Annotated in this window: 23 protein-coding genes and 1 pseudogene; 17 read left to right on the forward strand and 7 right to left on the reverse strand. The window is 70.9% G+C overall.

Features of this window, described 5'->3' with window-relative positions; translation table 11 throughout:
- Window positions 1-74: 74 nt before the first annotated feature.
- From ACFY1U_RS00710 to ACFY1U_RS00760, 11 genes and pseudogenes are all read left to right on the forward strand, one after another.
- Window positions 75-245, forward strand: a pseudogene (locus tag ACFY1U_RS00710) (5-dehydro-4-deoxyglucarate dehydratase); the annotation flags it as partial.
- A gap of 81 nt (window positions 246-326) precedes the next feature.
- Entirely contained in the window at window positions 327-1,616 is a 1,290-nt protein-coding gene (locus ACFY1U_RS00715) for a glucarate dehydratase family protein (protein WP_390692814.1), read from the forward strand.
- Between the two features lie 123 nt (window positions 1,617-1,739).
- On the forward strand, window positions 1,740-2,888 hold the full coding sequence (locus tag ACFY1U_RS00720; RefSeq protein ID WP_390691970.1) for a carbohydrate kinase family protein: 1,149 nt from the start codon (window positions 1,740-1,742) through the stop codon (window positions 2,886-2,888).
- 144 nt (window positions 2,889-3,032) lie between these two features.
- A complete protein-coding gene (locus tag ACFY1U_RS00725) occupies window positions 3,033-4,106 on the forward strand; it encodes a PhoH family protein (protein ID WP_390691971.1) in 1,074 nt (357 codons plus the stop codon).
- A gap of 29 nt (window positions 4,107-4,135) precedes the next feature.
- Complete coding sequence (gene ybeY / locus ACFY1U_RS00730) at window positions 4,136-4,633, forward strand: rRNA maturation RNase YbeY (RefSeq protein ID WP_390691972.1); 498 nt, start codon at window positions 4,136-4,138, stop codon at window positions 4,631-4,633.
- A complete protein-coding gene (locus ACFY1U_RS00735; RefSeq protein ID WP_390691973.1) occupies window positions 4,630-5,937 on the forward strand; it encodes a hemolysin family protein in 1,308 nt (435 codons plus the stop codon). Before ybeY ends, ACFY1U_RS00735 begins: the two co-directional genes overlap by 4 nt.
- Window positions 5,934-6,293 carry an MmcQ/YjbR family DNA-binding protein gene (locus tag ACFY1U_RS00740; protein ID WP_390691974.1) on the forward strand — a complete coding sequence of 120 codons (360 nt, stop codon included), beginning with the start codon at window positions 5,934-5,936 and terminating at the stop codon, window positions 6,291-6,293. Before ACFY1U_RS00735 ends, ACFY1U_RS00740 begins: the two co-directional genes overlap by 4 nt.
- Window positions 6,294-6,390: 97 nt before the next feature.
- Window positions 6,391-6,744, forward strand: a complete 354-nt coding sequence (locus ACFY1U_RS00745; RefSeq protein ID WP_390691975.1) for a cytidine deaminase — start codon at window positions 6,391-6,393, stop codon at window positions 6,742-6,744.
- A 208-nt stretch (window positions 6,745-6,952) separates the two neighbouring features.
- Complete coding sequence (locus ACFY1U_RS00750) at window positions 6,953-7,426, forward strand: hypothetical protein (protein WP_390691976.1); 474 nt, start codon at window positions 6,953-6,955, stop codon at window positions 7,424-7,426.
- A 143-nt stretch (window positions 7,427-7,569) separates the two neighbouring features.
- The gene (locus tag ACFY1U_RS00755; protein WP_390691977.1) at window positions 7,570-8,886 is read left to right on the forward strand and encodes a beta-xylosidase; all 1,317 of its coding nucleotides are present in this window, start codon (window positions 7,570-7,572) and stop codon (window positions 8,884-8,886) included.
- Window positions 8,887-8,950: 64 nt separating this feature from the next.
- A complete protein-coding gene (locus tag ACFY1U_RS00760; RefSeq protein ID WP_390691978.1) occupies window positions 8,951-9,970 on the forward strand; it encodes a WxL protein peptidoglycan domain-containing protein in 1,020 nt (339 codons plus the stop codon).
- Here the strand turns inward: ACFY1U_RS00760 and ACFY1U_RS00765 are convergent.
- Both ACFY1U_RS00765 and ACFY1U_RS00770 read right to left on the reverse strand, forming a co-directional pair.
- Entirely contained in the window at window positions 9,864-10,202 is a 339-nt protein-coding gene (locus ACFY1U_RS00765; RefSeq protein WP_390691979.1) for a P-II family nitrogen regulator, read from the reverse strand. The genes ACFY1U_RS00760 and ACFY1U_RS00765 overlap by 107 nt on opposite strands.
- A complete protein-coding gene (locus ACFY1U_RS00770; protein WP_390691980.1) occupies window positions 10,199-11,512 on the reverse strand; it encodes an ammonium transporter in 1,314 nt (437 codons plus the stop codon). Before ACFY1U_RS00770 ends, ACFY1U_RS00765 begins: the two co-directional genes overlap by 4 nt.
- A 175-nt stretch (window positions 11,513-11,687) precedes the next feature.
- Between ACFY1U_RS00770 and era the strand changes: the two genes are divergently transcribed.
- Window positions 11,688-12,653 (forward strand): GTPase Era, encoded by a 966-nt coding sequence (era, locus tag ACFY1U_RS00775; protein ID WP_390691981.1) that lies wholly within the window; start codon window positions 11,688-11,690, stop codon window positions 12,651-12,653.
- A gap of 61 nt (window positions 12,654-12,714) precedes the next feature.
- Here era and ACFY1U_RS00780 read toward each other — a convergent pair whose 3' ends face one another.
- A complete protein-coding gene (locus ACFY1U_RS00780; protein WP_390691982.1) occupies window positions 12,715-13,614 on the reverse strand; it encodes a helix-turn-helix transcriptional regulator in 900 nt (299 codons plus the stop codon).
- A 119-nt stretch (window positions 13,615-13,733) separates the two neighbouring features.
- On the opposite strand from ACFY1U_RS00780, the gene ACFY1U_RS00785 reads away from it, so the two are divergent.
- Window positions 13,734-14,588 (forward strand): NAD-dependent epimerase/dehydratase family protein, encoded by an 855-nt coding sequence (locus ACFY1U_RS00785; RefSeq protein WP_390691983.1) that lies wholly within the window; start codon window positions 13,734-13,736, stop codon window positions 14,586-14,588.
- A 24-nt stretch (window positions 14,589-14,612) separates the two neighbouring features.
- On the opposite strand, the gene ACFY1U_RS00790 is transcribed toward ACFY1U_RS00785, so the two are convergent.
- From ACFY1U_RS00790 to ACFY1U_RS00805, 4 genes are read right to left on the reverse strand one after another with little or no spacing between them, the layout of a single operon-like run.
- Window positions 14,613-15,866, reverse strand: a complete 1,254-nt coding sequence (locus ACFY1U_RS00790) for an MFS transporter (RefSeq protein WP_390691984.1) — start codon at window positions 15,864-15,866, stop codon at window positions 14,613-14,615.
- Window positions 15,863-17,176, reverse strand: coding sequence for a GH1 family beta-glucosidase (locus tag ACFY1U_RS00795; protein ID WP_390691985.1), 1,314 nt, complete (start codon window positions 17,174-17,176; stop codon window positions 15,863-15,865). Before ACFY1U_RS00795 ends, ACFY1U_RS00790 begins: the two co-directional genes overlap by 4 nt.
- A 58-nt stretch (window positions 17,177-17,234) precedes the next feature.
- Window positions 17,235-17,501, reverse strand: coding sequence for a protealysin inhibitor emfourin (locus ACFY1U_RS00800; protein WP_390691986.1), 267 nt, complete (start codon window positions 17,499-17,501; stop codon window positions 17,235-17,237).
- 21 nt (window positions 17,502-17,522) lie between these two features.
- The gene (locus tag ACFY1U_RS00805; RefSeq protein ID WP_390691987.1) at window positions 17,523-18,590 is read right to left on the reverse strand and encodes a M4 family metallopeptidase; all 1,068 of its coding nucleotides are present in this window, start codon (window positions 18,588-18,590) and stop codon (window positions 17,523-17,525) included.
- Window positions 18,591-18,910: 320 nt separating this feature from the next.
- On the opposite strand from ACFY1U_RS00805, the gene leuA reads away from it, so the two are divergent.
- The 4 genes from leuA (at window position 18,911) to ACFY1U_RS00825 (ending at window position 24,906) form a co-directional block, all read left to right on the forward strand.
- Window positions 18,911-20,632, forward strand: a complete 1,722-nt coding sequence (gene leuA, locus ACFY1U_RS00810) for a 2-isopropylmalate synthase (RefSeq protein WP_390691988.1) — start codon at window positions 18,911-18,913, stop codon at window positions 20,630-20,632.
- Between the two features lie 185 nt (window positions 20,633-20,817).
- The gene (locus tag ACFY1U_RS00815) at window positions 20,818-21,513 is read left to right on the forward strand and encodes a TerB family tellurite resistance protein (protein ID WP_390691989.1); all 696 of its coding nucleotides are present in this window, start codon (window positions 20,818-20,820) and stop codon (window positions 21,511-21,513) included.
- 125 nt (window positions 21,514-21,638) lie between these two features.
- Window positions 21,639-22,733: a hypothetical protein gene (locus ACFY1U_RS00820; RefSeq protein WP_390691990.1), complete on the forward strand. Its 1,095-nt coding sequence runs from the start codon at window positions 21,639-21,641 to the stop codon at window positions 22,731-22,733.
- Window positions 22,734-23,022: 289 nt separating this feature from the next.
- Window positions 23,023-24,906, forward strand: coding sequence for an aKG-HExxH-type peptide beta-hydroxylase (locus ACFY1U_RS00825; RefSeq protein WP_390691991.1), 1,884 nt, complete (start codon window positions 23,023-23,025; stop codon window positions 24,904-24,906).
- Window positions 24,907-24,919: the final 13 nt, after the last annotated feature.

The raw sequence follows: 24,919 nt of genomic DNA on the forward strand, positions 1-24,919 counted from the left end.
TGTTAGTCGGCCCGTGCCGGACCGGGCCGTTGACTGCTGCTGTTCGCATACCTAGGCTCTGTCTGCATACGTGGATGACATCTGCATGGGGAGACGTGGGTGAGGCGGAGGCAGCTGCGCGGAGGCTGCGCGACGGGATGGAAAATGGTGTGCTCTCCTGCCCGCTGACGTCCTTCCACGACGACGGCTCGCTCGACCCGGAGGGCTTCCGCGCCCATGTCGCGGCGCGGATCGCCACCGGTCCCGCTCACCGACCCCTCGGCCGGCGACCTGGTCGGCCTCGAAGCCCTGCTCGCCACCGGACTCGACCTCGTAGGAGCCGCGCTGTGAACCTCACCATCACCGACGTACGGCTGACGCCGATCCTGGTCGCCGACCCGCCCCTCCTCAACACGCAGGGCGTCCACCAGCCGTACACCCCGCGGCTGATCGTGGAGGTGGTGACGGCCGACGGGATCACGGGTGTCGGCGAGACCTACGGCGACACCAAGTACCTGGAGCTCGCCCGGCCCTTCGCCGCGAAGCTGAAGGGGCGTCAGGTCAGTGATCTGAACGGCCTGTTCGTGATCGCCGACGAGGTCTCGGTGGTCTCCGCGCGCGTCGAGACCCAGGTCGACGTCGGCGGGCTGCGCGGTGTCCAGACCGCCGACAAGCTGCGGCTGTCCGTGGTCTCCGGCTTCGAGGTCGCCTGCCTCGACGCCCTCGGCAAGGCGCTCGGCCTGCCCGTGCACGCGCTGCTCGGCGGCAAGGTGCGCGACGCGGTCGAGTACAGCGCCTACCTGTTCTACAAGTGGGCCGACCACCCCGAGGGCGTGGCCTGCGAGAAGGACGACTGGGGTGCCGCCCTCGACCCGGCCGGGGTCGTGGAGCAGGCCCGGCTGTTCAAGGAGCGGTACGGGTTCACCTCGTTCAAGCTCAAGGGCGGTGTCTTCCCGCCGGACGAGGAGATCGCCGCCGTACGGGCTCTCGCGGAGGCGTTTCCCGGCCATCCGCTGCGGCTCGACCCCAACGGCGCCTGGTCCGTGGAGACCTCGCTGAAGGTGGCCGAGGAACTCGGGGACGTCCTCGAATACCTGGAGGACCCGGCGCTCGGCACCCCCGCCATGGCCGAGGTCTCCGCCGCCACCGGGGTGCCGCTCGCCACCAACATGTGCGTGACGACCTTCGCCGAGATCAAGGAGGCGTTCACACGGGACGCCGTCCAGGTGGTGCTGTCGGACCACCACTACTGGGGCGGACTGCGCAACACACAGCAACTGGCCGCCATCTGCCGTACGTTCGGTGTCGGGGTGTCCATGCACTCCAACACCCACCTGGGGATCAGCCTGGCCGCGATGACGCATGTCGCGTCCACCGTGCCGAACCTGCACCACGCCTGCGACTCGCACTATCCGTGGCAGTCGGAGGACGTGCTCGGCGCGCGGCTGACGTTCGACGGCGGGAAGGTCGCCGTCTCCGACGCTCCCGGGCTCGGTGTCGAGCTCGACCGTGCCAAGCTGCGCCTTCTGCACCAGCGCTGGCTGGACGACGACGGTTCGCTGCGCGAGCGGGACGACGCGGCGGCGATGCGGGTCGTCGAGCCCGGGTGGGTGACGCCGGCGGTGCCTCGCTGGTAGCGCCCCCGCCGCCCCTGCCGACAACGCCGGACGGGTTGAAAGACAACACCGGACGGGCTGAAAGACGATGACCGGTGGGGTGGTGCACACTGGCCTGATCCGCACCATGTCAGGGAGTGCACCGTGAGCGCGTTCAACGGGAAGGGACCAGCACCCATCACAGCGGGACCGGAGTGCCAGGCCCAGGTCGACCCGCTGGCCGTACTGCGCACGCCGGACGATCCCCCCTGGGACGTGTATCTCACCGGCCCCGTCTTCCTCGACATCATCTTCACCGGGCTCGACTCCGCCCCGGTGCGCGGCACCGAGTCCTGGGCCCGCGGGATGGGATCCAGCCCCGGCGGCGTCGCCAACATGGCCACCGCACTGGCCCGCCTGGGTCTGAGGACCTCCCTCGCGGCGGCCTTCGGCGACGACCACTACGGGGAGTACTGCTGGGACGCCCTGGAGCAGGGTGAGGGCATCGACCTGTCCACCTCGCGCAGGGTCCCCGGCTGGCACTCCTCGGTCACCGTGTCGATGGCGTACGAGGGCGAGCGGACGATGGTCTCCCACGGTCACGAGCCACCCCCCGGGACCGTGTTCAACCTGGGCGGCGCCCCCGACCGCGCGCCCCGCGCGCGTGCCGCCGTCGCCTCCCTCACCCCCGGCGGGCGCGCCCCCTGGATCGCCCAGGCCGCGCACCACGGCACCCGCATCTTCGCCGACGTCGGCTGGGACGACACCGGCGCCTGGGACCTGGCGGGCCTGACCGACCTCGAACACTGCGAGGCCTTCCTGCCGAACGCGGAGGAGGCCATGCGGTACACCGGCGCCTCCTCCCCGCGCGCCGCCGCCCACGCCCTCACCGAGCACGTTCCGCTCGCGGTGGTCACCCTCGGCGCGGAGGGCGCGTACGCCGTCGACCGGCGCACCGGGGAGACGGCCGAGGTGCCCGCGATCGCCGTGGAGGCCCTGGACCCGACCGGCGCGGGCGACGTGTTCGTCGCGGGCTTCGTCACCGGCACGCTCGCCGACTGGCCACTGGCGGACCGGCTGGCCTTCGCGGGGCTGACGGCCGCGCTGTCCGTCCAGGAGTTCGGCGGCTCGCTCTCGGCGCCGGGCTGGTCGGAGATCGCGGCCTGGTGGCGGAAGGTGCAGTCGGTGGAGGGGCAGGACCCGGCGGCGCTTCGGCGGTACGCCTTCCTGGAGCACCTGATCCCTCAGGGGGAGGCCGCGAGACCGTGGCCGCTGCGCCGGGCCGTGCCGACGATCGGGTTCAGGCCGGCCTGAGCACACGGCGTGGTGTGAAACCGCGCTTGCCGAAAAGGCCTACGGCGTTGTCAGTCCCCCGGCGTACCCTTGAAACCGCCAGAGCAGCCCAAGTGGCTGGCGTGCCGTTTCGAGGAGGACGAGCAAGGCCTACAGAGCCGGCCCATGACTCAGACACCCACAGCTCACACCCCCGCGCAGGGGCAGGCGAGAGCAGAGTTCACCGTCCCCGCCCAACACCCCATGGTGACCGTTCTGGGGTCCGGCGACTCCCTTCTGCGCGTGATCGAGAAGGCCTTCCCGGCGGCCGACATACATGTCCGGGGCAATGAGATCAGCGCGGTCGGCGACCCCGCGGAAGTCGCCCTCATCCAGCGCCTGTTCGACGAGATGATGCTGGTGCTCCGCACCGGGCAACCGATGACGGAGGACGCAGTGGAACGCTCGATCGCCATGCTCAGAGCGAGTGAGAACGGGGAGAGCGAAGGCCAGGAGACCCCGGCCGAGGTCCTCACCCAGAACATCCTCTCCTCGCGCGGCCGCACGATCCGCCCCAAGACCCTCAACCAGAAGCGGTACGTCGACGCGATCGACAAGCACACGATCGTCTTCGGCATCGGCCCCGCCGGCACCGGCAAGACGTACCTGGCCATGGCCAAGGCGGTGCAGGCCCTGCAGTCCAAGCAGGTCAACCGCATCATCCTGACCCGGCCCGCGGTCGAGGCGGGCGAGCGGCTGGGCTTCCTGCCCGGCACGCTCTACGAGAAGATCGACCCGTATCTGCGCCCGCTGTACGACGCGCTGCACGACATGCTCGACCCGGACTCGATCCCCCGGCTGATGGCCGCGGGCACGATCGAGGTCGCGCCGCTCGCCTACATGCGAGGCCGCACGCTGAACGACGCCTTCATCATCCTGGACGAGGCCCAGAACACCTCGCCCGAGCAGATGAAGATGTTCCTCACCCGCCTCGGCTTCGACTCGAAGATCGTGATCACCGGTGACGTGACGCAGGTCGACCTGCCGACCGGCACCAAGTCGGGCCTGCGCCAGGTGCAGGACATCCTCGAGGGCCTCGACGACGTCCACTTCTCGCGCCTCACGAGCCACGATGTCGTACGGCACAAGCTCGTCGGCCGTATCGTCGACGCGTACGAGAAGTACGACAGCACGCACGGCACCGAGAACGGCACCCACAAGGGCGGCCGGGGCAGGCAGTCCGGGCACAAGGGGCTGTGACATTTAAAAGCAGGAGAAGCAGCAGCACCATGTCGATCGACGTCAACAACGAGTCCGGAACCGAGGTCGACGAGCAGGCGATCCTCGACATCGCCCGCTACGCCCTCGCGCGGATGCGCATCCACCCGCTCTCCGAGCTCTCGGTGATCGTCGTGGACGCCGACGCCATGGAGCAGCTGCACATCCAGTGGATGGACCTGCCGGGGCCGACGGACGTCATGTCCTTCCCGATGGACGAGCTGCGTCCGCCGTCGAAGGACGACGACGAGCCCCCGCAGGGCCTCCTCGGCGACATCGTGCTGTGCCCGGAGGTCGCCAAGAAGCAGGGCGAGGAAGCGCACACCCAGCACTCCATGGACGAGGAGCTCCAGCTGCTCACCGTCCACGGGGTGCTGCATCTCCTCGGGTACGACCACGAGGAGCCCGACGAGAAGACCGAGATGTTCGGTCTGCAGGCGGCCATCGTGGACGGCTGGCGCGCGGAGAAGGGCCTGACCGGCCCGTCCCCGGCCCCGACCGTCTCATGAGTCCCCAGATCGTCGCGGGCGCGATCGCCCTGGTCGTCGTCGCCTGGCTCGCCGCCTGCGCCGAGGCGGGCCTCGCGCGCGTCTCCAGCTTCCGCGCCGAGGAGGCCGTACGCTCCGGCCGGCGCGGCAGCGCGAAGCTCGCCCAGGTCGCCGCCGACCCGACCCGCTATCTCAACGTGGCCCTGCTGGTCCGCGTGGCCTGCGAGATGGCGGCCGCGGCCCTGGTGACGTACGCCTGTCTGCAGCAGTTCTCCGGCACCACCCGCGCCCTGCTGGCCGCGATCGGCGTGATGGTCCTGGTGTCGTACGTCGCCGTCGGCGTCTCGCCGCGCACCATCGGCCGGCAGCATCCGCTGAACACGGCGACGGCGGCGGCGTATGTACTGCTGCCGCTGGCCCGGATCATGGGGCCGATCCCGTCCCTGCTCATCCTCATCGGCAACGCGCTGACCCCCGGCAAGGGTTTCCGCCGCGGCCCGTTCGCCTCCGAGGCCGAGCTGCGGGCGCTGGTCGACCTCGCCGAGGCGGAGTCGCTGATCGAGGACGAGGAGCGCCGCATGGTGCACTCGGTCTTCGAGCTCGGCGACACCCTCGTACGGGAGGTGATGGTCCCGCGCACCGACCTGGTCGTCATCGAGCGCTACAAGACGATCCGTCAGGCCCTGACCCTCGCCCTGCGCTCGGGTTTCTCGCGCATCCCGGTCACCGGGGAGAGCGAGGACGACATCGTCGGCATCGTGTATCTGAAGGACCTGGCCCGCAAGACGCACATCAGCCGGGACGCCGAGAGCGAGCTGGTGTCGACGGCCATGCGCCCCGCCGCGTTCGTGCCCGACACCAAGAACGCCGGCGACCTGCTGCGCGAGATGCAGCAGGACCGCAACCACGTCGCCGTCGTCATCGACGAGTACGGCGGCACGGCCGGCATCGTCACCATCGAGGACATCCTCGAGGAGATCGTCGGCGAGATCACCGACGAGTACGACCGTGAGCTGCCGCCGGTCGAGGACCTCGGCGAGGACCGCTACCGGGTCACCGCCCGCCTCGACATCACCGACCTCGGCGAGCTGTACGGGCTCGACGAGTACGACGACGAGGACGTGGAGACCGTCGGCGGACTGCTCGCGAAGGCGCTCGGCCGGGTGCCCATCGCCGGGGCGTCGGCGGTCGTGGAGGTGCCCGACGGCCGCGAACTGCGGCTGACCGCGGAGGCCGCCGCCGGCCGCCGGAACAAGATCGTGACCGTGCTCGTGGAGCCGGTGGGTCCGACGGATCCGCCGGGCGAGGAGGCGAAAGAGGAGTGAAGCCCGAGGAACTGCGCGGCTTCTGTCTGTCCTTCAACGCGGCGGTGGAGGACTTCCCCTTCGCCCCGGACGTCTCGGTCTTCAAGGTGCTGGGCAAGATGTTCGCCCTGAGCTGGCTGGACGCCCGCCCCCTCACGGTCAACCTCAAGTGCGACCCGGAGGACGCGATCCGGCTCCGCAGCGAGTACAAGGGCCTGATCATCCCCGGCTACCACATGAACAAGCGCCACTGGAACACCGTCACGGTCGACGGCGACCTCCCCGACCGGCTGGTCCGGGAGCTCATCGAGGACTCCTACGACCTGGTGGTGGCCGGGCTGCCGCGCGCCGAGCGCCTCCGCCTGGACCGCCCCTGAGCAGTTCCGCGTACGGCCGTCGCGCGGTACCGGATCCGGCCGGGAGCCGTGCACCCCGTGGCCGGATACGGCCGGTGCCGGTACGTATGCTCGGCTCATGACCGACAGCAACGCGCTTGACCCCGAGGACCGCAAGATCGTCACCCTGGCCCGTTCCGCACGGGCCCGCAACGGCGTGCCCGAGGGGGCTGCCGTACGGGACGAGACGGGCCGTACGTATGTCGCCGGGACCGTCGACCTGGCCTCGCTGAAGCTGAGTGCGCTGCAGACGGCGGTGGCCATGGCGGTGGCGTCCGGGGCGAAGTCCCTGGAGGCGGCGGCCGTGGTGACGGACGCCGAGTCGGCCTCGGCCGAGGACCTGGCCGCCGTACGGGATCTGGGCGGGGCGGACACGCCGGTGCTCGTCGCCGGGCCGGACGGCACGGTACGGACCACCGTCACCGCGGGCTGAAAACCGGCCGCTTCAGAGCCGTCCGGAATTCACCCTTGCCGTTTCTTCACCTCACGGGCATCAATGGAACCGGTAGTTCCGACGGACCGTCAGATTCGCCCCACCCCCCACCCGGCGCCCCGCACCGCGCCTGCCGGCTGTCCGTACGGACCTCTCCCATCCATCCCCACATGGCAGTTCCCAGCTTCGGGAAGGGAGCCGGATCCCCATGAGAGCCAAACGGATCAGTACAGGTGCGGCAGTGGCGGTGGGGGCCCTCGCGGCCGCCTCGCTCGCGTTCGCGCCCAGCGCCCTCGCCGTCACCCCGCAGTCGGCGACGATCACCGCCGACTGCGGAAGCTTCGGCGGCGGAGAGGCCACGCTCACGGCCACCCAGGACGGCACGGCGGCCACCATCACCGTCACGTCCGCCATCACCGCGCCGATCGCCCTGTCCCAGGACTCGATCTCCTCCACGCTCACCCTGGTCAACGCGAGCGGCGGCACCACCGCCTTCACCGGCACCAAGAACCCGGCGATGGCCGCCGGCGACCCCGTCACCGTCGGCCCGCTCTCCGGCACCGTCGCTTCCGGTGACAGCCTGGAGGCCTACGGCGGCTCGCTGCAGATGACCGTCTTCGGCGTCACCATCACCTGCACCGCGACCGGCCCGCAGTCGCCGGGACCGTTCGTGTTCGACTGAGCGCCGCTGTCGACGGACCGTCAGTTCCTGGTCGTCACAAAGGAACTGACGGTTCATCAGTTCATTTCAGCTTCTCCATTGACTTCTCACGCAATCCCCACATCAATGCCCCCAGTGAGCGCAGCAGAGAAGGGGGCACACCCATGGGTTCGACAACCCGAAGACGCCGTTGGGCGTCGCTGCTCGGCGGGACCGTGCTCGCGGTCACCGCGGGTGGTGCGCTGGCCTGTCCGGCCGGTGCCGCCACCAACGTGGACTTCGCCACGCACTGCATCCCGCCCGCGGTCGCGGGCATCCCGCCGATCGACGGTACGACGACCGCGGGCATCGCGGTGGACAACGCCAGTCCGAAGGTCGGCGACACCGTCACCGTCACCTACACCGTCGTCAAGCCCGCCGCCAGCAATCCCACCGCCATCGCCCTGCCGGCCGACATCATGACGCCCACCGGCAAGGTCACTCTCGGCGGTGCGCAGACGGGGGACGTGACGGTCGCCGGGCCCAAGAAGAACGACCCGGTGCCGGGCAACGGCGCCTTCCCGTCGTTCTCCATGACCGGCACCTTCAAGGTCACCGCGGCCGGTTCGATCACGCTCTCGCCCGGCGACTACAACATCCACACCAGCTACATCCTCGAACTGGACACCCCGTGCACGGTGACCAACCCGCCCGCCCCGGTCTCCCAGACCGTCACGGCGACGGATGCCACTCCGGTCAACGACCGTGCCATCACGCTGGGTTCGGCCTCCGGCAACCCCGGTGCCGCCGTGACCGTCAACGGCAGCCACTTCACGCCTGGCGCCACCGTCACCCTCGCCGGGCGCTCCGGGGACACCCAGACCGCGGACAAGGCGACGGTCACCGCCTCCGTCGACGGCTCCTTCAGCGGCTCCCTCGTCGTCAACGACAAGACGACGACGGGGATCGTGGCGTACGAGGGAAGCGCGTGGAGCGTCGGCAAAGGGGCGGGGCCCGCGGCCTACGTCGTGAACGACACCACGCCTGTTCCCGCGGGCAGTCAGAAGGTCACCACCACGGTGAAGGCGGGCACGCTGTCCATGTCCCAGGCCGGGGACTCCGTCGCCCTGTCGGCGGTCGACTTCGGCAAGGGCGGGGCCTCCACCGGCGCCCTGAACGCCGTCACCGTGAAGGACTTCCGCGGCGGACCCGCGGGCTGGTCCCTCACCGGCAAGGTCACCGACTTCACCGGTCCCGGCGCCAAGATCGATGCCGGGAAGCTGAGCTGGACCCCTGCCTGCGCCACCAAGGCGGGCAGCCCGAGCACCTGCCAGGCCGGTTCGGCGGGCACGGTGGGCACTTCGGGGGCGACCCTGGCGTCCACCCCCAACGGGACGCTGACGGGCGGCGAGTTCACCGTGAACGCGGGGCTCTCCCTGGACGTACCGGCGTTCACGCCTCCCGGGTCGTACGCGGGCGTGCTCACCCTGACGCTCAGCTGAGCGTACGGGCGTCCGCACCCGCCCGTTCCCCTCGTCCCGTCGAAGTCCGTGGGGGTCCGCACCCATGCGCAAGCCGTACGTCCTCCTCCTGGGCCTCTTCCTGCTGGCCCTCTTCGTCGCGCCCGCGCCCGCGCACGCCGCCGACAACGGCAGCTGGTCCGTCTACCCGGCCTCCTCGGAGGTCGCCGCCCGCCCGTACTTCTACCTCTCCGCCGACCCCGGGACGACCATCGAGGACAAGGTGGTCGTGGCGAACAGGACCGGACAGCCGCTGAGCTTCCGGCTGTATGCCGCCGACGCCTACAACACCGCCCGTGACGGCGGTTTCGCCGTCAGGACGGTGCAGGAGAAGCAGCGGGGCGTCGGCGCCTGGGCGAAGCCCGCGAAGTCACGCGTGACCGTCCCGGCGCACGGCAGGGTCACCGTCCCCTTCACGCTCCGCGTGCCCGAGGGCGCCGAACCGGGCGACCACCCGGGCGCGCTCGTGGCTCTCGACGAACGGATCGACAGGGGCGACGGCTCCCTCGCGCTCGGTGTGCAGCGGGCGGTCGCCGCCCGCGTCTATCTGCGCGTGGGCGGCCCGACCCTCCCCGCGATCGCCGTGGAGCACGTCCACGTCGTCCACCACCAGCCGCTCGTCCCCGGCCTCGGCGACAGCACGGCGACCATCTCGTACACCCTGCACAACACCGGCAACGTCACCCTCGACCCGAAGGTGGAACTGCGCGCGGAGGGCCTGTTCGGCCGTACGCTCCTGGACCGCAACCTGTCCCGCGTCCCCTCCGAACTGCTGCCCGGCCAGCGCGTCCACCTCGCCGAGCCATGGCGGGGCGCGCCTCAACTCGACTGGGGCGACGTCACGTTGACGGCGAGCGCGACGGACACGCGGAACTCGGAGAGCGCGTCCTTCTTCGCCCTGCCGTGGCCGGCGGCGGTGGTCCTGCTCGTGGTGGCGGTCGCGGGAGTGGTCCTCGTGGTCAGAGCGCGTCGGGGCCGCGCTCTCCCGTCCGTACCCGTACGACCGTCTCGACCGGCAGGGCCCACACCTTCCCGTCCCCGATCTTCCCCGTCTGCGCGGCCTTGACGATCGCGTCGATCACCGCTTCCGAGTCCGTGTCCTCGACGACGACCTCTATGCGGACCTTGGGGACGAGGTCGACCTGGTACTCGGCGCCGCGGTACACCTCGGTGTGGCCGCGCTGCCGGCCGTACCCGCTGGCCTCGGTCACGGTCAGACCGTGCACGCCGAGCTCCTGGAGGGCCGTCTTCACCTCGTCGAGGCGGTAGGGCTTGACGATCGCGGTGATGAGCTTCATGCCTGGGACTTGACCTTCTGGGTGGGGGAGAGGACGGAGGACGAGACCGGGGCGCCGTGGCCCAGGACGCCGTGATCGTATGCGGTCTCGGCGTGCACCGTAAGGTCCAGGCCGGTGTGCTCCTGCTCCTCGCTCGCCCGGAAGCCCATCGCCTTGTCGATCAGCTTGCCGGTGCCGTACGTCACGAGGAAGGCGTACGCGGCCACGACGACCACGGCCACCAGCTGTTTGCCGAGCTGGGCGAGCCCGCCGCCGTAGAGGAGGCCCTCGGTGGAGCCGGTCATCGCCTTCTCGGCGAAGACGCCGATGAGGAGGGTGCCGATGACGCCGCCGACCAGGTGGACGCCGACGACGTCGAGCGAGTCGTCGTAGTTGAGCCTGAACTTCCAGCTCACGGCGTACGAGCAGACGACACCGGCGGCGAGGCCGACGACCAGCGCGCCGAGGAGCGAGACGGAGCCGCAGGAGGGTGTGATGGCGACCAGGCCCGCGACGGCACCAGAGGCCGCGCCCAGGGTCGTCGGGTGACCGTCCCTCTTCTGTTCGACGAAGAGCCAGCCGAGCAGGCCGGTGCAGCCGGCGGCGAGGGTGTTGAGGAAGGCGGCAGCGGCGAGACCGCTGGCACCGAGGGCGGAGCCCGCGTTGAAGCCGAACCAGCCGAACCAGAGCAGGCCCGCGCCCAGCATCACCATGGGCAGGTTGTGCGGACGCATCGCGTCCTTCTTGAAGCCGAGCCGCGGGCCGAGGACCAGGCAGAGGGCCAGACCCGAGGCGCCGGAGGTGATTTCCACCGGGAGTCCGCCCGCGAAGTCGAGGGCGCCGAGGCGGTGCGCGATCCAGCCGCCGGGGCCCCAGACCCAGTGGGTGACGGGAACGTATACGAGCAGCGCCCAGACCGGGACGAACACCAGCCAGGCCGCGAATTTCACGCGGTCCGCGATCGCGCCGCTGATGAGCGCCGCCGTGATGATCGCGAAGGTGAGCTGGAAGGTGGCGAAGAGCAGGGTGGGCACCGTGCCCTGCACGCTGTCGGGCCCGAGCCCCGCCATCCCCGCGTGCCTCAGCCCGCCGATGAGCCCGCCGCCGATGTCGTCGCCGAAGGCCAGCGAGTACCCGGCGGCCAGCCACACCACCGTGACCAGGGCGATCGACACGAAGCTCATCATCAGCATGTTGAGGACGCTCTTCGTGCGGACCATGCCGCCGTAGAAGAGGGCGAGGCCCGGAGTCATCAGCAGGACGAGGGCGGTGGCGGCGAGCAGCCAGGCGGTGTCGCCGGTGTCCGCGTGCGCTGCGGCGAGTGTCGTCACGTCGTCTCCATCGAGGTGGGGGCTCGTCAGAGGGTCACGGGCGTGCGTTTCCGCTTCTGCACGGGCGTGTTTCCGTGATGTTTCGTTGCGTGGAGGTTTCCTGAATCTCACAGGGCGGACAGCGATCGCCCGGTGATCGCTCGGCTGTACGGCAGGGCTCTGTGGATCAGGGAGAATGGGCGCCATGAGCGTTCGTAGTCAGTCATCCGAGCCGTCGGCGTCGTCGGCACCCCACCGCGCCGGCTTCGCCTGCTTCGTGGGCCGTCCCAACGCGGGCAAGTCCACCCTCACGAACGCTCTGGTCGGCCAGAAGGTGGCGATCACCGCGAACCAGCCGCAGACGACGCGGCACACGGTACGGGGCATCGTGCACCGGGAGGACGCCCAGCTGATCCTGGTCGACACCCCTGGCCTGCACAAGCCGCGGACGCTGCTGGGGGAGCGGCTGAACGACGTCGTGCGCACGACGTGGGCCGAGGTCGACGTGATCGGCTTCTGTCTGCCGGCGAACGAGAAGCTCGGGCCCGGTGACCGTTTCATCGCGAAGGAGCTGGCGTCGATCAAGAAGACGCCGAAGATCGCGATCGTCACCAAGACCGACCTGGTGGACAGCAAGACGCTCGCCGAGCAGCTCATCGCGATCGACCAGCTCGGCAAGGAGCTGGGCTTCGAGTGGGCGGAGATCGTGCCGGTGTCGGCAGTCGGTGACAAGCAGGTGGACCTGCTGGCCGATCTGATCGTCCCGCTCCTGCCGGAGGGGCCCGCCCTGTATCCCGAGGGCGATCTCACCGACGAGCCCGAGCAGGTCATGATCGCGGAGCTGATCCGGGAGGCGGCGCTGGAGGGTGTGCGGGATGAGCTTCCGCACTCCATCGCGGTCGTGGTGGAGGAGATGCTGCCCCGCGAGGACCGCCCCGCGGACAAGCCTCTCCTGGACATCCATGCCTTCGTCTACATCGAGCGGCCGAGCCAGAAGGGGATCATCATCGGGCCGAAGGGCGCGCGTCTGAAGCAGGTCGGCATCAAGAGCCGTAAGCAGATCGAGGCGCTGCTCGGTACTCCGGTGTTCCTGGACCTCCATGTCAAGGTCGCGAAGGACTGGCAGCGGGATCCGCGGCAGCTGCGCAAGTTGGGCTTCTGAGTCTGTTCTTTTCAGCCCGTCCGGGGGCACCCCCTCTGGGGGAGTTTGAGGACGAGGCCGTTCAGGCCGATCCGGGGTCTGGGGGCGGAGCCCCCAGGGTCGGGACGGGTAGGGGCGGCGGGGGCGAATCCAAGGCCTGCAGGCCCACCACCCGCAGCAGCTGCAGGCGTTCGTACGACTCCGTGCCCGGGCGGGCCGTGTGGATGACGAGCATGTGGTGGTCGTCCTCGTTGAGCAGGACCTCGCAGTCCAGTTCCAGCAGACCGACCACGGGATGCCGGAAGCGCTTCGTCGACTGCCGGCGCACCGCCACCTCGTGGGCATCCCACAGCCGCCCGAACTCCTCGCTCGATGAACGCAGTTCGGCCACCAGTGCGGCCGGTTCCGGATCGTCGGGACGGGACGCCGCCACCGCCCGCAGGTTCGCCACATGGGCGCGCGCGTGCTCCGCCACGTCCTCGGGAGGGAACAACTCCCGTGCCGTCGGGTCCAGGAAGAAGAGGCGGAGCAGGTTGCGCTCGCGCGGCGGGCGGGCGAACGCGTCGCCGCTCAGCGCCCGCGACATCGCGTTCTGCGCCAGCACCTCGCCGCAGTCGCTCACCACCACCGCAGGTGTGTCGTGCAGCCGGTCCAGGACCAGGAGAAGGCCCGGTCGGACATGGGCGCCGGCCGCTCCATGCCGTGGGGGCTCCTCGCCGGCCAGGTGGAACAGGTGGTCCCGTTCGTCGTCCGTCAGACGCAGCGCACGCGCCAGCGCCGTCAGCATCTGGCGGGAGGGGCGCGGCCCCCGGGACTGTTCCAGCCGCGTGTAGTAGTCCACGGACATGCCGGCCAGCTGCGCCACCTCCTCGCGGCGCAGGCCCGGCGTGCGGCGGCGGGTGCCCGGCGTCAGCCCCACGTCGGACGGGTCGAGGCGGGCGCGGCCGCGGCGCAGGAAGTCGGCGAGTTCGGCTCGGTTCACCTCTCCAGCGTGCGGGAGGCCGCCCGGCTTATCCAGGGACTGCCGATCCCCCGATCGGGAGGTCTCTCCCGGCGGCGACAACCCCGTTGAAGGCTGGGTCGCGACGAGAGGAGCAGAACATGCTGACATTGGTGACCGGAACGACGGGACAGGTCGGACGGCGGTTCGTGCCCAGGCTGATCGCCCAGAGCCGGGCCGGCGAGAAGGTGCGGGTCCTGGTGCGGGACGAGGCACGCGGGGAGCCGTACGCCGAGCTGGGTGCCGAGGTCGTGGTCGGGGATCTGCGGGACGCCGAGGCGCTCGGCAAGGCGGTGGCCGGCGTGGACGCCGTCGTCAACGTCGCGGCCGCCTTCCGCGGGGTGCCCGACGAGGAGGCCCGGGCCGTCAACCGGGACGCGGCCGTGGAGCTGGGCCGCGCCGCGCTGGCCTCCGGGGTGCGGCGGTTCGTGCAGGTCAGCACGGGCTTGGTGTACGGCGTCGGACGGGGCCGCCCGGTGACCGAGGACGACGAGAGCCGGCCCGGCGGGGCGATGTGGGGCGCCTACCCCGAGTCCAAGGCCGAGGCCGAGCGCGAACTGCTCGCCCTGGACGGCATGGACGTACGCGTCGCCCGGCTCCCCTTCGTCTACGGCGAGGGCGATCCGCATCTCGCCCAGTCCCTGATGTGGGCCAAGAACTGGGCGGCCGCCCAGCGGCTGCACATGGGCCATCACGCGGACGTCGCCCAGGGCCTGCTGCGCATCCTGCACGCACCGGGCATCGCCGGCCGGATCTACAACATCGCCGACGACGCCCCCGCCACGGCGGTCGAACTGCACCAGCTCAACGGGGCCGAGGTCCCCGCCGCACTCCACGACCGCACCGACCCGGACCCGTGGCTCGTGATCATGTCCACCGAGCGCATCCGCCGCGAGCTGGGCTACCGACCGTTGTACCCGTCGGTGTACGCGGCCCGGGACGCCGGCGCACTCTAGCCAGGGCTCAGGCCCAGGGCCTGTCTAGTCGACCCCCCTGATCCGCCCCACCAGCACCGCCCCCGCCAGCCCGATCACCGCCGACACCAGGTACAGCACCCGGTAGCCGCCGAGATACGTCACGATCGGCGCGGCGAGGGCGGGTGCCGCGACCTGCGGCAGGGCATTGGCCACGTTGATCACGCCGAGGTCCTTGCCGCGGTCCAGGGCCTTCGGGAGTACGTCCGTCATCAGCGCGAAGTCGACCGAGGTGAAGACGCCGAAGCCGACCCCGAGCACCGCCGCCGCGACGACCGCGCCCGGCCAGGTCTGCCAGCCCGCCAGCGCCGCCGTGGCCACCGCCATCAGCACACCCGACCAGATCACGAACGGCTTGCGCCGACCCGCCCGGTCCGACCAGACCCCGCCCACGACGACCGTGGCAAGCAGCGTCACCCCGTTCACGGCGGTCAGGATCAGCACCCCTTGGTCGGGGTCGCCGTAGTGGAGGCGGTCCCGCAGGTAGTAGAGCAGGTACAGCAGTACCAGTGCGTTGCTGAGGTTGATCAGGAAGCGGGTCAGCCACGCCCAGCCCAGGTCCGGATACCGGCGCGGACTCAGCCAGAACCCTGCGGCGAAGGACCGCCACGACCACTCCGGCCGGTCCGCCGCCGCCAGCCGCAGGTCCTCGTAGCGCAGGACGTACGGCAGCACCCCCACCACCGTGAACACCGCACAGGCCGCATACCCGGCGCCGACGCCCCCGGCCACCGTCGCGAGCCCCGTCCCGCCGACCACGCCCAGGATCTGCGCGGCCCCCAGCCAGCCGCCCACCGAGCCCCGCTGGAGCCGCGGAACACGGTCCGGCACCGCAGCCGTCACCGCCGCGAACGCCGCGTTCAGCGTCAGCTGGACCAGGCACCAGCCGGCTGCCATGGTCCACACCCCGCCCGCGCCCGCGAGCAGCAGCAACGACAGCGCGCCGCCCGCCGCCCCCGCCACGATCCACGGCGTACGGCGGCCCCGGCGGGAGGTCGTCCGGTCCGAGAGGGCGCCGAAGAGCGGGTTGGCGACCAGGGACACCAACGCCCCTGCCCCCGTCACCCACGCCAGCATCGTCTCCTTGGACATGCCCGAGCCCGGCGCGAAGTCCTTCGCCTGGGAGGCCAGCAGGATCTGCAGGGGGCCGTACCAGCCCACCCAGATCGCCCCGTTGGCGAGTGAGAGGGCCGCCGTCCAGCCGCGGCCGACCCGTTCGACGGGCTCGGCGAGTGCCTCCGCGGGCCGGGTGGCGGTCATCTCTGCGCCCGCAGCACATCCCGGAACCAGCCGTACGACGACTTCGGAGTCCGCTGCTGCGTCTCGAAGTCGACGTGCACGAGACCGAACCGGCGCTCGTACCCCTCCGCCCACTCGAAGTTGTCCAGCAGCGACCACACGAAGTACCCGCGCACGTCCACACCCGCCTCGACGGCCTTGTGCAGGGCCCGGAGGTGGCCGTCGAGGTAGGCGATCCGGTCCTGGTCGTCGAGGCCCGGGTACGAGCAGCCGTTCTCGGTGATGACCACGGGCGGGAGGCGGTCGCCGTAGCGCTCGCGGAAGCCGGTGAGCAGCTCCGTCAGGCCCTCGGGGACCACGGGCCAGCCGAAGTCCGTCACCGGGACGCCCTCGATCTGCCGTACCGAGAAGGGGAGTTCGGCCGGGATGGTCAGCCCGCCGAACTCGATGTCCTCGCCCTGCGGGGCGCCCACCCGGGTCGGCGCGTAGTAGTTGACGCCGTACCAGTCGAGCGGTTCCGCGATGACCTTCAGGTCGGACTCGACATCGCCCGGCATCAACTCGGCGATGCCCTCCGGGTACTGGCCGAGCAGCAGCGGGTCGGCGAACAGGCGGTTCAGCAGCAGGTCGTAGAAGCCCGCCGCCTCCACGTCCGCGCTCTCCCCGGACGCCGGCCAGGTCGGCCCGTGCGAGTTCGCGATCCCGATGTCCCTGGCGCCCGACGCGCGCAGGGCCCGTACGGCCAGACCGTGGGCCAGCAGCTGGTGGTGGGCCACCGGCAGCGCGTCGAAGAGCAGCTGCCTGCCGGGCGCGTGCGCGCCCAGCGCATGGCCCAGCAGCGTGTGTTCGGCGGGCTCGTTGAGGGTGATCCACTTCTTCACCCGGTCGCCCAGCCGCTCGGCGACGACGGACACGTACTCCGCGAAACGGGAGGCTGTGTCCCGCTCGAGCCAGTCCAGCGCGACCGGCAGGTCCCAGTGGAAGAGCGTGGGGACCGGCCGTACGCCCGCGGTCAGCAGCTCGTCGACGAGACGGTCGTAGAAGTCGAGGCCGTTCGGCGCGTTCACCCTCGGCCAGGAGATGGAGAAGCGGTACGCGTCCACACCGAGGTCGGCCAGGAGGGCCACGTCCTCGCGGTAGCGGTGGTAGTGGTCGCAGGCCACCGCCGCGGTCGAGCCGTCCTTCACCCGTCCCGGCTCGGCCGTGAAGGCGTCCCACACGGACGGCTCACGCTCGTCGACGGCGCCCTCGATCTGGTGGGCCGAGGTCGATACGCCCCACACGAAGCCGGCCGGGAAGCGGGGGATCGGATTGCCTGCATCAGAAGCCATGGGCGGGATCATCCTTACCGGCGGTAACGGAAGTCAACGCCCAGGCATGAACTGCCGGTTACGCCCCTTCCTTCAGTACCCGGCGGATCAGTTCGCGCTGTTCGTCCGTGAGCCGGGGGTCGGCCGCGTACACCGTCTTCCCGTCCACCGTGATCTCGTAGTTGAAGCCGTCCGGCACCCCGACGGGAGGCGTGCCCCGGCCGGACGCGAGCGCGCGTTCGGCCAGGGCGTGCCACTCCTGGGCGTCGGGCCGGCCCGAGGTGTCCACCTCGGCATGGCGCTCGATGCCCGCGAACCCACCCGTGCGCCTCACCTGAATACGCATGGGTCCCTGTCTAGTACGGAGTTACAGGATCCGCACCCCGACCTGTTCCCACGCCTTCTGTACGGCCTGCAGCTCCTCGCCCTCGTTGAAGCGGGCTTTCGCCGCGGCGACCGTGAGCTTCGCGAAGTCGTTGAACAGCGCCTGCGAGGACAGCTCGCCGCCGGTCAGGACGTCGTACCAGATCTGCCCCGCCTTCTCCCAGGCATGGCCGCCGAGCGCGGAGGCGACCAGGTAGAACGCGTGGTTGGGGATGCCGGAGTTGATGTGGACGCCGCCGTTGTCGCGGCCGGTGCGGACGTAGTCGTCCATGGTCGCGGGCTGCGGGTCCTTGCCGAGCACGTCGTCGTCGTACGCCGTGCCCGGCTCCTTCATGGAGCGCAGCGCCTTGCCGGTGACGCTCGGGGCGAGCAGGCCCGCGCCGATCAGCCAGTCGGCCTCGGCCGCGGTCTGGCCGAGCGTGTACTGCTTGATGAGCGAGCCGAAGACGTCGGACATCGACTCGTTCAGGGCGCCCGGCTGGCCGTAGTAGGTGAGGTTCGCGGTGTGCTGGGTGACGCCGTGGGTCAGCTCGTGGCCGATGACGTCGATCGGGATGGTGAAGTCGAGGAAGATCTCGCCGTCGCCGTCGCCGAACACCATCTGCTCGCCGTTCCAGAAGGCGTTGTTGTACTTCTCGTCGTAGTGGACGCTGGCGTCCAGCGGCAGGCCGTCGCCGTCGATCGAGTGACGCTGGTAGGCCTTGAGGTAGAGGTCGAAGGTGGCGCCGAGGCCCGCGTAGGCGCGGTTGACCGTGGCGTCCTTGACCGGGGCGGCGCTCTCGGCGCGCACCTTCTTGCCGGGCAGGTCGGTCTTGTGCCCGGCGTCGTAGATGGTGCGCAGCGGCTGGTCCGCCGGTGCCTTCGTCGTGGGCGCGGCCGCGAGGCCGAACTCGGTCGTCACGCGGCGACGCCCGCGCAGCTCGCTGTCGCGCATCAGGGTGCGCCGGGCGGGACCGGAGATTGCGGGGTCGTCGTGCCGTGCCAGCTTGTCGAGGACGTGTGGCGGTACGACGGTGCAGAAGACGGGCTCGAAGCCCCCGTTGGTCGTCATGCCCGGCACCCTTGCACTGAGTTATGCCGGTGTCACTACCCGCAACCATGATTGGTGAAATATACGGACAGGGAAGGGCACGCTCCGTGACGAAGTGGTATGGCGCACTTTTTGTCCCTTTTATCTCGCGGGTCCCGCATACTGATACGGCGCCCCGCATCCGAAGGGGCTCGGCTAGCATGCTGTGCATCATGCGTTTCGGGCTGCTTCTTCTTAGCTGCCGCGGCGAGGGCCTGTAGTCCAGGTCGACTCCCTCCCCGCGGAGCTTGGCGTTGCGTCGTCGGCCGTCCTTCCGGACACCCTGAGGAGCCCGAGTCATCATGGCGAACCGCCAGCAGCCCAGCACCATGCCGATCCACAAGTACGGCCAGTACGAGCAGGTCGACATCCCCGACCGCACCTGGCCCGAGAAGCGGATCACCCAGGCCCCCCGTTGGCTGTCGACCGATCTGCGTGACGGCAACCAGGCCCTGATCGACCCGATGTCGCCCGAGCGCAAGCGCCGGATGTTCGACCAGCTGGTCAAGATGGGCTACAAGGAGATCGAGGTCGGCTTCCCCGCCTCCGGCCAGACGGACTTCGACTTCGTACGGTCGATCATCGAGGAGCCCGGCGCGATCCCCGACGACGTCACCATCTCCGTGCTGACCCAGGCCCGCGAGGACCTGATCGAGCGCACCGTCGAGTCGCTGAAGGGCGCCAAGCGCGCCAACGTGCACCTGTACAACGCCACCGCGCCCGTCTTCCGCCGGGTGGTGTTCCGCGGCTCCAAGGAGCAGATCAAGCAGATCGCCGTCGACGGCACCCGCCTGGTCATGGAGTACGCCGAGAAGCTGCTGGGCCCGGAGACCGAGTTCGGCTACCAGTACAGCCCGGAGATCTTCACCGACACCGAGCTGGACTTCGCGCTGGAGGTCTGCGAGGCGGTCATGGACGTCTGGCAGCCCGGTCCGGGCCGCGAGATCATCCTCAACCTGCCCGCCACCGTTGAGCGTTCGACCCCGTCGACCCACGCCGACCGCTTCGAGTGGATGGGCCGCAACCTGTCCCGCCGCGAGCACGTCTGTCTGTCGATCCACCCGCACAACGACCGCGGCACCGCCGTCGCCGCCGCCGAGCTGGCGCTGATGGCCGGCGCCGACCGCGTGGAGGGCTGCCTGTTCGGACAGGGCGAGCGCACCGGCAACGTCGACCTGGTCACCCTGGGCATGAACCTGTTCTCGCAGGGCGTCGACCCGCAGATCGACTTCTCCGACATCGACGAGATCCGTCGCGTGTGGGAGTACTGCAACCAGATGGAGGTCCACCCGCGCCACCCGTACGTGGGCGACCTGGTCTACACGTCCTTCTCCGGCTCCCACCAGGACGCCATCAAGAAGGGCTTCGACGCGATGGAGGCCGACGCGGCCGCCAAGGGCGTCACCGTCGACGACATCGAGTGGGCGGTCCCGTACCTGCCGATCGACCCGAAGGACGTCGGCCGCTCCTACGAGGCCGTCATCCGGGTCAACTCGCAGTCCGGCAAGGGCGGTATCGCCTACGTCCTGAAGAACGACCACAAGCTGGACCTGCCCCGCCGGATGCAGATCGAGTTCTCGAGGATCATCCAGGCGAAGACGGACGCCGAGGGCGGCGAGGTCACCGGCGGCGACATCTGGGCGGTGTTCCAGGACGAGTACCTGCCGAACCCCGAGAACCCGTGGGGCCGTATTCAGGTCAAGAACGGCCAGTCGACGACCGACACCGACGGCGTGGACACGCTGCGGGTCGAGGCGACGGTCGAAGGCGAGGACACGGTCCTGACCGGTAGCGGCAACGGTCCGATCTCCGCCTTCTTCGACGCGCTGCAGAAGGTGGGCGTGGACGCCCGCCTGCTGGACTACCAGGAGCACACGATGAGCGAGGGCGCCTCCGCGCAGGCCGCCTCCTACATCGAATGCGCGATCGACGACAAGGTCCTGTGGGGAATCGGCATCGACGCGAACACGACGCGTGCGTCGCTGAAGGCGGTTGTCTCAGCGGTCAACCGAGCCGCCCGCTGACCCGTCTGACCGGGCATTTCGGGGCCCTGATCGTCGTATACGGCGATCAGGGCCCCGTCGCTTATCGGCCATCTGTTCGTGGAGGTCACGGAAAGGTCTCTTCCAGGGTGCTGACTACGCCTCTCCGATGTGGCTAACATCACGGACACCGCTGCGATGTTGCCGCGGTGTTAAGGAGGTGCGACGTGCTGCCAGTACGGGGACGAAACGGCCGAGCCGCCAGGCCTGCGCGCCTCCTGGGCACCCGCACCGCGTGGACACCCGTCGGGGACGGCGAGTTCTTCTGCCCGGGCTGCGGGGGCGACCGCAACTACCAGCGGCTGACCGGCCACCGCCGTTTCATCCTGCTGGGGGTGCCCGTGCTGCCGCGCGGCGAGACCGCGCCGGTCGTCGAATGCGCCGCCTGCCGCCGCCACTTCGGCACGGACGTCCTCGACCACCCCACCACCACCCGCTTCTCGGCGATGCTCCGCGACGCCGTCCACACCGTCGCCCTCGCGGTGCTGGCCGCGGGCGGCACCTGTTCCCGCACGGCACTGGAGGCCGCCGCGAGCACGGTCCGCGCGGCCGGCTTCGACGACTGCACCGAGGACCAGCTGAACGCGCTCGTCGAGGCCCTGTCCGCGGACACCGGCCGGGTCTACGGCCAGTCCTGCGGCGCCGGACTCGCCATAGAGCTGCACGAGGCCCTGGACCCGCTGGCCCCGCACCTCGCCCCGGTCGGCCGCGAATCGATCCTGCTGCAGGGCGCCCGCATCGCCCTCGCCGACGGCCCCTACACCCCCGCCGAACGCGACGTCCTGTCCACGGTGGGCGCGGCACTGACCATCTGCTCGGACGACGTGACGAGACTGCTGGCGGCGGCGCGTACGCCGTCGTAGCAACCGGCGCGGACAGACCGGGGCGCGTGCGCCGGGATCGAGGGCGCACGACGACGCGGGGGGCACAGACGGGCGGCCTCGCACGGATCTGGTCCGGTGCCGTCCGCGTCCGGGACACTCGGGTCATGGACACGGCGACGGGGGAGTCTGTGGGCGTCGGCAGCCGGGCGGTGCTCGTGGCGGTCGAGGAGTACGGGGCGGGGAGTTCCTGGAATCTGGACGGACCGGTGCGGGACGTGCTGGCCTATCGTGCGTGGCTGCTCGAACAGGGCGTGGCAGCGGACTCGATCAAGGTGCTCGCGTCCCCGCTGCCGGCGAACCGGGCCCTGCTGGAGGCGGCGGGCGTGCACTGGCGGCCCGCCGACCGCGAGCGGGTGCACGAGGTGCTCTTCCGGGAAGTGGCCCCGGCGGCCGACGACTGGCTGTTTGTCGCCTGGGCGGGGCACGGCCTGGTCGATCTGGACGGAAAGCGGCGCCTGGTGTACGCCGACGCGGCCACCCCTGATCTGCGCTGCCTTGACCTGGACGCCGCCCTCGCTGCCTTCCGCTCCGACCTCGCCCCGCGGCACACGCGCCAGCTCTGGCTGATCGACGCCTGCCAGACCTTCACGGACGTGACCACCGTGGGCCACGCCCTGCGCCCCGACCCGGTACCCCGCGGGCGCCTGCGCCAAGCCCTCGGCCAGCACGTGCTGTTCGCCTCCGGGCCCGGCCAGGTCACCACCGGCGTCTTCAGCGCGGCGGCCCTGGAACTGCTGCGCGCCCACCCGGAATGGCGCTACGACAGCGCCCCGCTCGCCGCCGCCCTCCGGGAACGGTTCCGCGCGCAGGGCCCGGCAGCCGCCGTACCGACGACGCTGTGGTCGGAGGGCGGCGGCGCGGAGATCCGCACGGATGCGGGCCGGGCGGTGCCCCGCCGGCGACTGGAAGTGGCGGATTACGAGCGCCTGCTGGGAGCGTTACAAGCCGTCCCGGCCATGCTGGACCCCGGTCTGCGCGCCGTGGTCATCAGCCATCTGCCCCTCGACATCTCCAGCTCCGTGCCGCGCAACGCGGTGCCGCGAGTCGAGATCCTGAGGCTGATCAGCACATGTGCGGCCTTCCGGAACGGGCTGTGGCACCTGTGGAAGGCGGTGTCCCTGGTGGACGCCGGGACGGTGGCGCTCGATGATCTCGAAGCGGTGCTGCAGGACTATCCGGAGTGGTTCACAGCAGAGTGACCGGCCAACAGCCCTACGATCCTGGCTGGTTGACGATGTTTCCGGCGACCGGGGCTTGGGTCATGATGTAAAGGCGGATCGTTCAGGCTCTGGCTGTTCAGGGGGAGGTCTACCGCAGGATGCAGAATCCGGAACCTGCCATCAGGTCGGACCTGCCCGACTTGAACGGCACCTCCCTGGAGGAGCTGCGCACACACGGCGACCTCGACCGGGAGCGTGCCAAGGAACGTTTGTTGAAGACCATCGGCAGACCCGCCAGGAGTGCGTCTCCAGGAAGTGGCGGTGGCTGATGGGACGGACTCCGGCGGCCGGAGAGGCAGAGCCGTTGCACGGGCTCACTCCACGGCAGTTCGAGAGTCTGACCCACGGCGAGGGAGACGCGGACGCACTCGCCGAACTCGTCCGGGCCGAGCACAGCCACCGGCTGCTGCTCCTGGACGTGCTGATGGACGCCCTCACGCCGCTGGCCGGTGCGGCGACCGGCCCGCTGCCCGCGCCGCGCCGCGCCTGGGACCTCCTGGCCGCCGCGCAACGCCGGGCGCCCACGGCGGTACGGGAGCTGCTGGACCTGCCCGAGACGGGTCTGTGGGCCGCCCAGCTGCTCAACCGGCTGTGCCGCCCGCGCCCGCACGAGCTGCCCCTGTGGGCCGACGTCGGACATCTGCACTGCCTCGCGGCGGCGGCTGCCCTGCGCGCGGGCCTCGACTTCTCCTTCCCGCTGCCCTGCGTCGCGGGCCGCGTCGAGCTGCCCGCCCTCGGCCAGGTCAGGCTGCCCGCCCGCGCGGCCCAGGAAGTCGCCGTGCTCGCGGCCCGCGCCGGCACCGTCACGGTGACCGCCCCGCACGGCATCGTACGGCTGCCGGACGACCCGTCACGCCCCGCGCCGGGCTGGCTGCCGCTGCACCACGCGGAGTTACGGCTGCCGGGCACCGCCCCGGTCCGCCTCGCCTTCGACGACCTGGGGCCGCACCGCATCGCACCGCGGCCGACCGGAGCGGCCCGGCGACTGGGCCGACGGACGGCCACCCGGCTGACGCGGCTGGTGCAGGGCGGCGCCAGGCTGGTGGCGGAGGCCGATCCGGCCTCCGCCGCGACCCTCACCGCGCTGCTGCGCACCATCCAGCCCATGCCGGCGTACGAGCTGTTCCGGGTCCGCAGCGCGACCAGCGGCCACGGCGTGGGCGGCCTGGCGCTGTCGTTGCCCGAGTCCGAACTGGCCTGCGCGGCGGCCCTCGTCCATGAGCTCCAGCACAGCAAACTCGACGCGTTCGCCCATCTCTTCCCGCTGACCGAGGAGAAGCCGGGGCCGGGCCGGCTGTACTACGCGCCCTGGCGCGACGACCCGCGGCCCCTGGCGGGCATGCTCCAGGGCATCTACGCGTTCACCGGCGTCGCCCGCTTCTGGCGTGGCCGGACCCGGCTGCCGGGCGGGGCGCACGACCAGCTCGCCTGGCTCGAATTCTCCCTGTGGCGCGGCCAGTTGGCGCAAGTCGTGCCCCGGATCGCGACCGACCCCGAACTCACCGGGGCGGGCCGCAGCCTGCTGGACGGGGTGCACGCCACCGTGTCGGGCTGGTCGGCCGAGGCTCCCGGCGAGACCGCCGCCCGCGAGGCCGTACGGCTGGCGGCGCGGCTCGCCGCCGACCACCGTGCGCTGTGGCGGCTGCATCACGTACGGCCCTTTCCCGAGGACGTCGAGGCGCTTGCCGCGGCCTGGCCGACGGACGACGGGACCACGCTGCCCGACCGGCGTCAGGGGGTGCGCGCCTCGCGCCGCCAGTGGCACCTCGACACGCGGGCCGTGCTCGCCCGTATGGCCCTGGCGGACCCCGTGGCGCTGGACAAGCTCCGCGACACCGCGGACGAGGACGGCGTGCCCGGCGTCACCGGCGCGGTCCTGGCCGACCTCGTCTGGGCAACGGGCGACCCGGCCACCGCCGAGCACCACTACCGGCTCTCCCTCACCGAGGCCCCCACCGCACCGGCAGCCTGGGCCGGCCTGAGACTGACACTGGAGGAGACCGGCCGCGCCCCGTCGGCGCTACGCGCGCTGACCGCCGCACCGGAACTGGTCCGCGCACTCGCCCGGCACCTGCACGCGCGGGTCGAGAGGCAGGTGGACCCCGTTGAACTCGCGGCGTGGGTGGGCCGGGCGGTGGACGCCGGGACATGACGGCGGGCTTCCG

This window comes from Streptomyces sp. NPDC001351 (genome assembly GCF_042896045.1).
GTDB lineage: Bacteria > Actinomycetota > Actinomycetes > Streptomycetales > Streptomycetaceae > Streptomyces.

Excerpts from the sequence above, each read along its gene's own strand:
- ACFY1U_RS00725 (WP_390691971.1), top strand. The coding sequence starts at position 3,033 with ATGACTCAGACACCCACAGCTCACACCCCCGCGCAGGGGCAGGCGAGA.
- ybeY (WP_390691972.1), top strand. The coding sequence starts at position 4,136 with ATGTCGATCGACGTCAACAACGAGTCCGGAACCGAGGTCGACGAGCAG.
- ACFY1U_RS00735 (WP_390691973.1), top strand. The coding sequence starts at position 4,630 with ATGAGTCCCCAGATCGTCGCGGGCGCGATCGCCCTGGTCGTCGTCGCC.
- ACFY1U_RS00745 (WP_390691975.1), top strand. The coding sequence starts at position 6,391 with ATGACCGACAGCAACGCGCTTGACCCCGAGGACCGCAAGATCGTCACC.
- ACFY1U_RS00750 (WP_390691976.1), top strand. The coding sequence starts at position 6,953 with ATGAGAGCCAAACGGATCAGTACAGGTGCGGCAGTGGCGGTGGGGGCC.
- ACFY1U_RS00755 (WP_390691977.1), top strand. The coding sequence starts at position 7,570 with ATGGGTTCGACAACCCGAAGACGCCGTTGGGCGTCGCTGCTCGGCGGG.
- ACFY1U_RS00760 (WP_390691978.1), top strand. The coding sequence starts at position 8,951 with ATGCGCAAGCCGTACGTCCTCCTCCTGGGCCTCTTCCTGCTGGCCCTC.
- ACFY1U_RS00765 (WP_390691979.1), bottom strand. The coding sequence starts at position 10,202 with ATGAAGCTCATCACCGCGATCGTCAAGCCCTACCGCCTCGACGAGGTG.
- era (WP_390691981.1), top strand. The coding sequence starts at position 11,688 with ATGGGCGCCATGAGCGTTCGTAGTCAGTCATCCGAGCCGTCGGCGTCG.
- ACFY1U_RS00785 (WP_390691983.1), top strand. The coding sequence starts at position 13,734 with ATGCTGACATTGGTGACCGGAACGACGGGACAGGTCGGACGGCGGTTC.
- ACFY1U_RS00790 (WP_390691984.1), bottom strand. The coding sequence starts at position 15,866 with ATGACCGCCACCCGGCCCGCGGAGGCACTCGCCGAGCCCGTCGAACGG.
- ACFY1U_RS00795 (WP_390691985.1), bottom strand. The coding sequence starts at position 17,176 with ATGGCTTCTGATGCAGGCAATCCGATCCCCCGCTTCCCGGCCGGCTTC.
- ACFY1U_RS00800 (WP_390691986.1), bottom strand. The coding sequence starts at position 17,501 with ATGCGTATTCAGGTGAGGCGCACGGGTGGGTTCGCGGGCATCGAGCGC.
- ACFY1U_RS00805 (WP_390691987.1), bottom strand. The coding sequence starts at position 18,590 with ATGACGACCAACGGGGGCTTCGAGCCCGTCTTCTGCACCGTCGTACCG.
- leuA (WP_390691988.1), top strand. The coding sequence starts at position 18,911 with ATGGCGAACCGCCAGCAGCCCAGCACCATGCCGATCCACAAGTACGGC.
- ACFY1U_RS00820 (WP_390691990.1), top strand. The coding sequence starts at position 21,639 with ATGGACACGGCGACGGGGGAGTCTGTGGGCGTCGGCAGCCGGGCGGTG.
- ACFY1U_RS00825 (WP_390691991.1), top strand. The coding sequence starts at position 23,023 with ATGGGACGGACTCCGGCGGCCGGAGAGGCAGAGCCGTTGCACGGGCTC.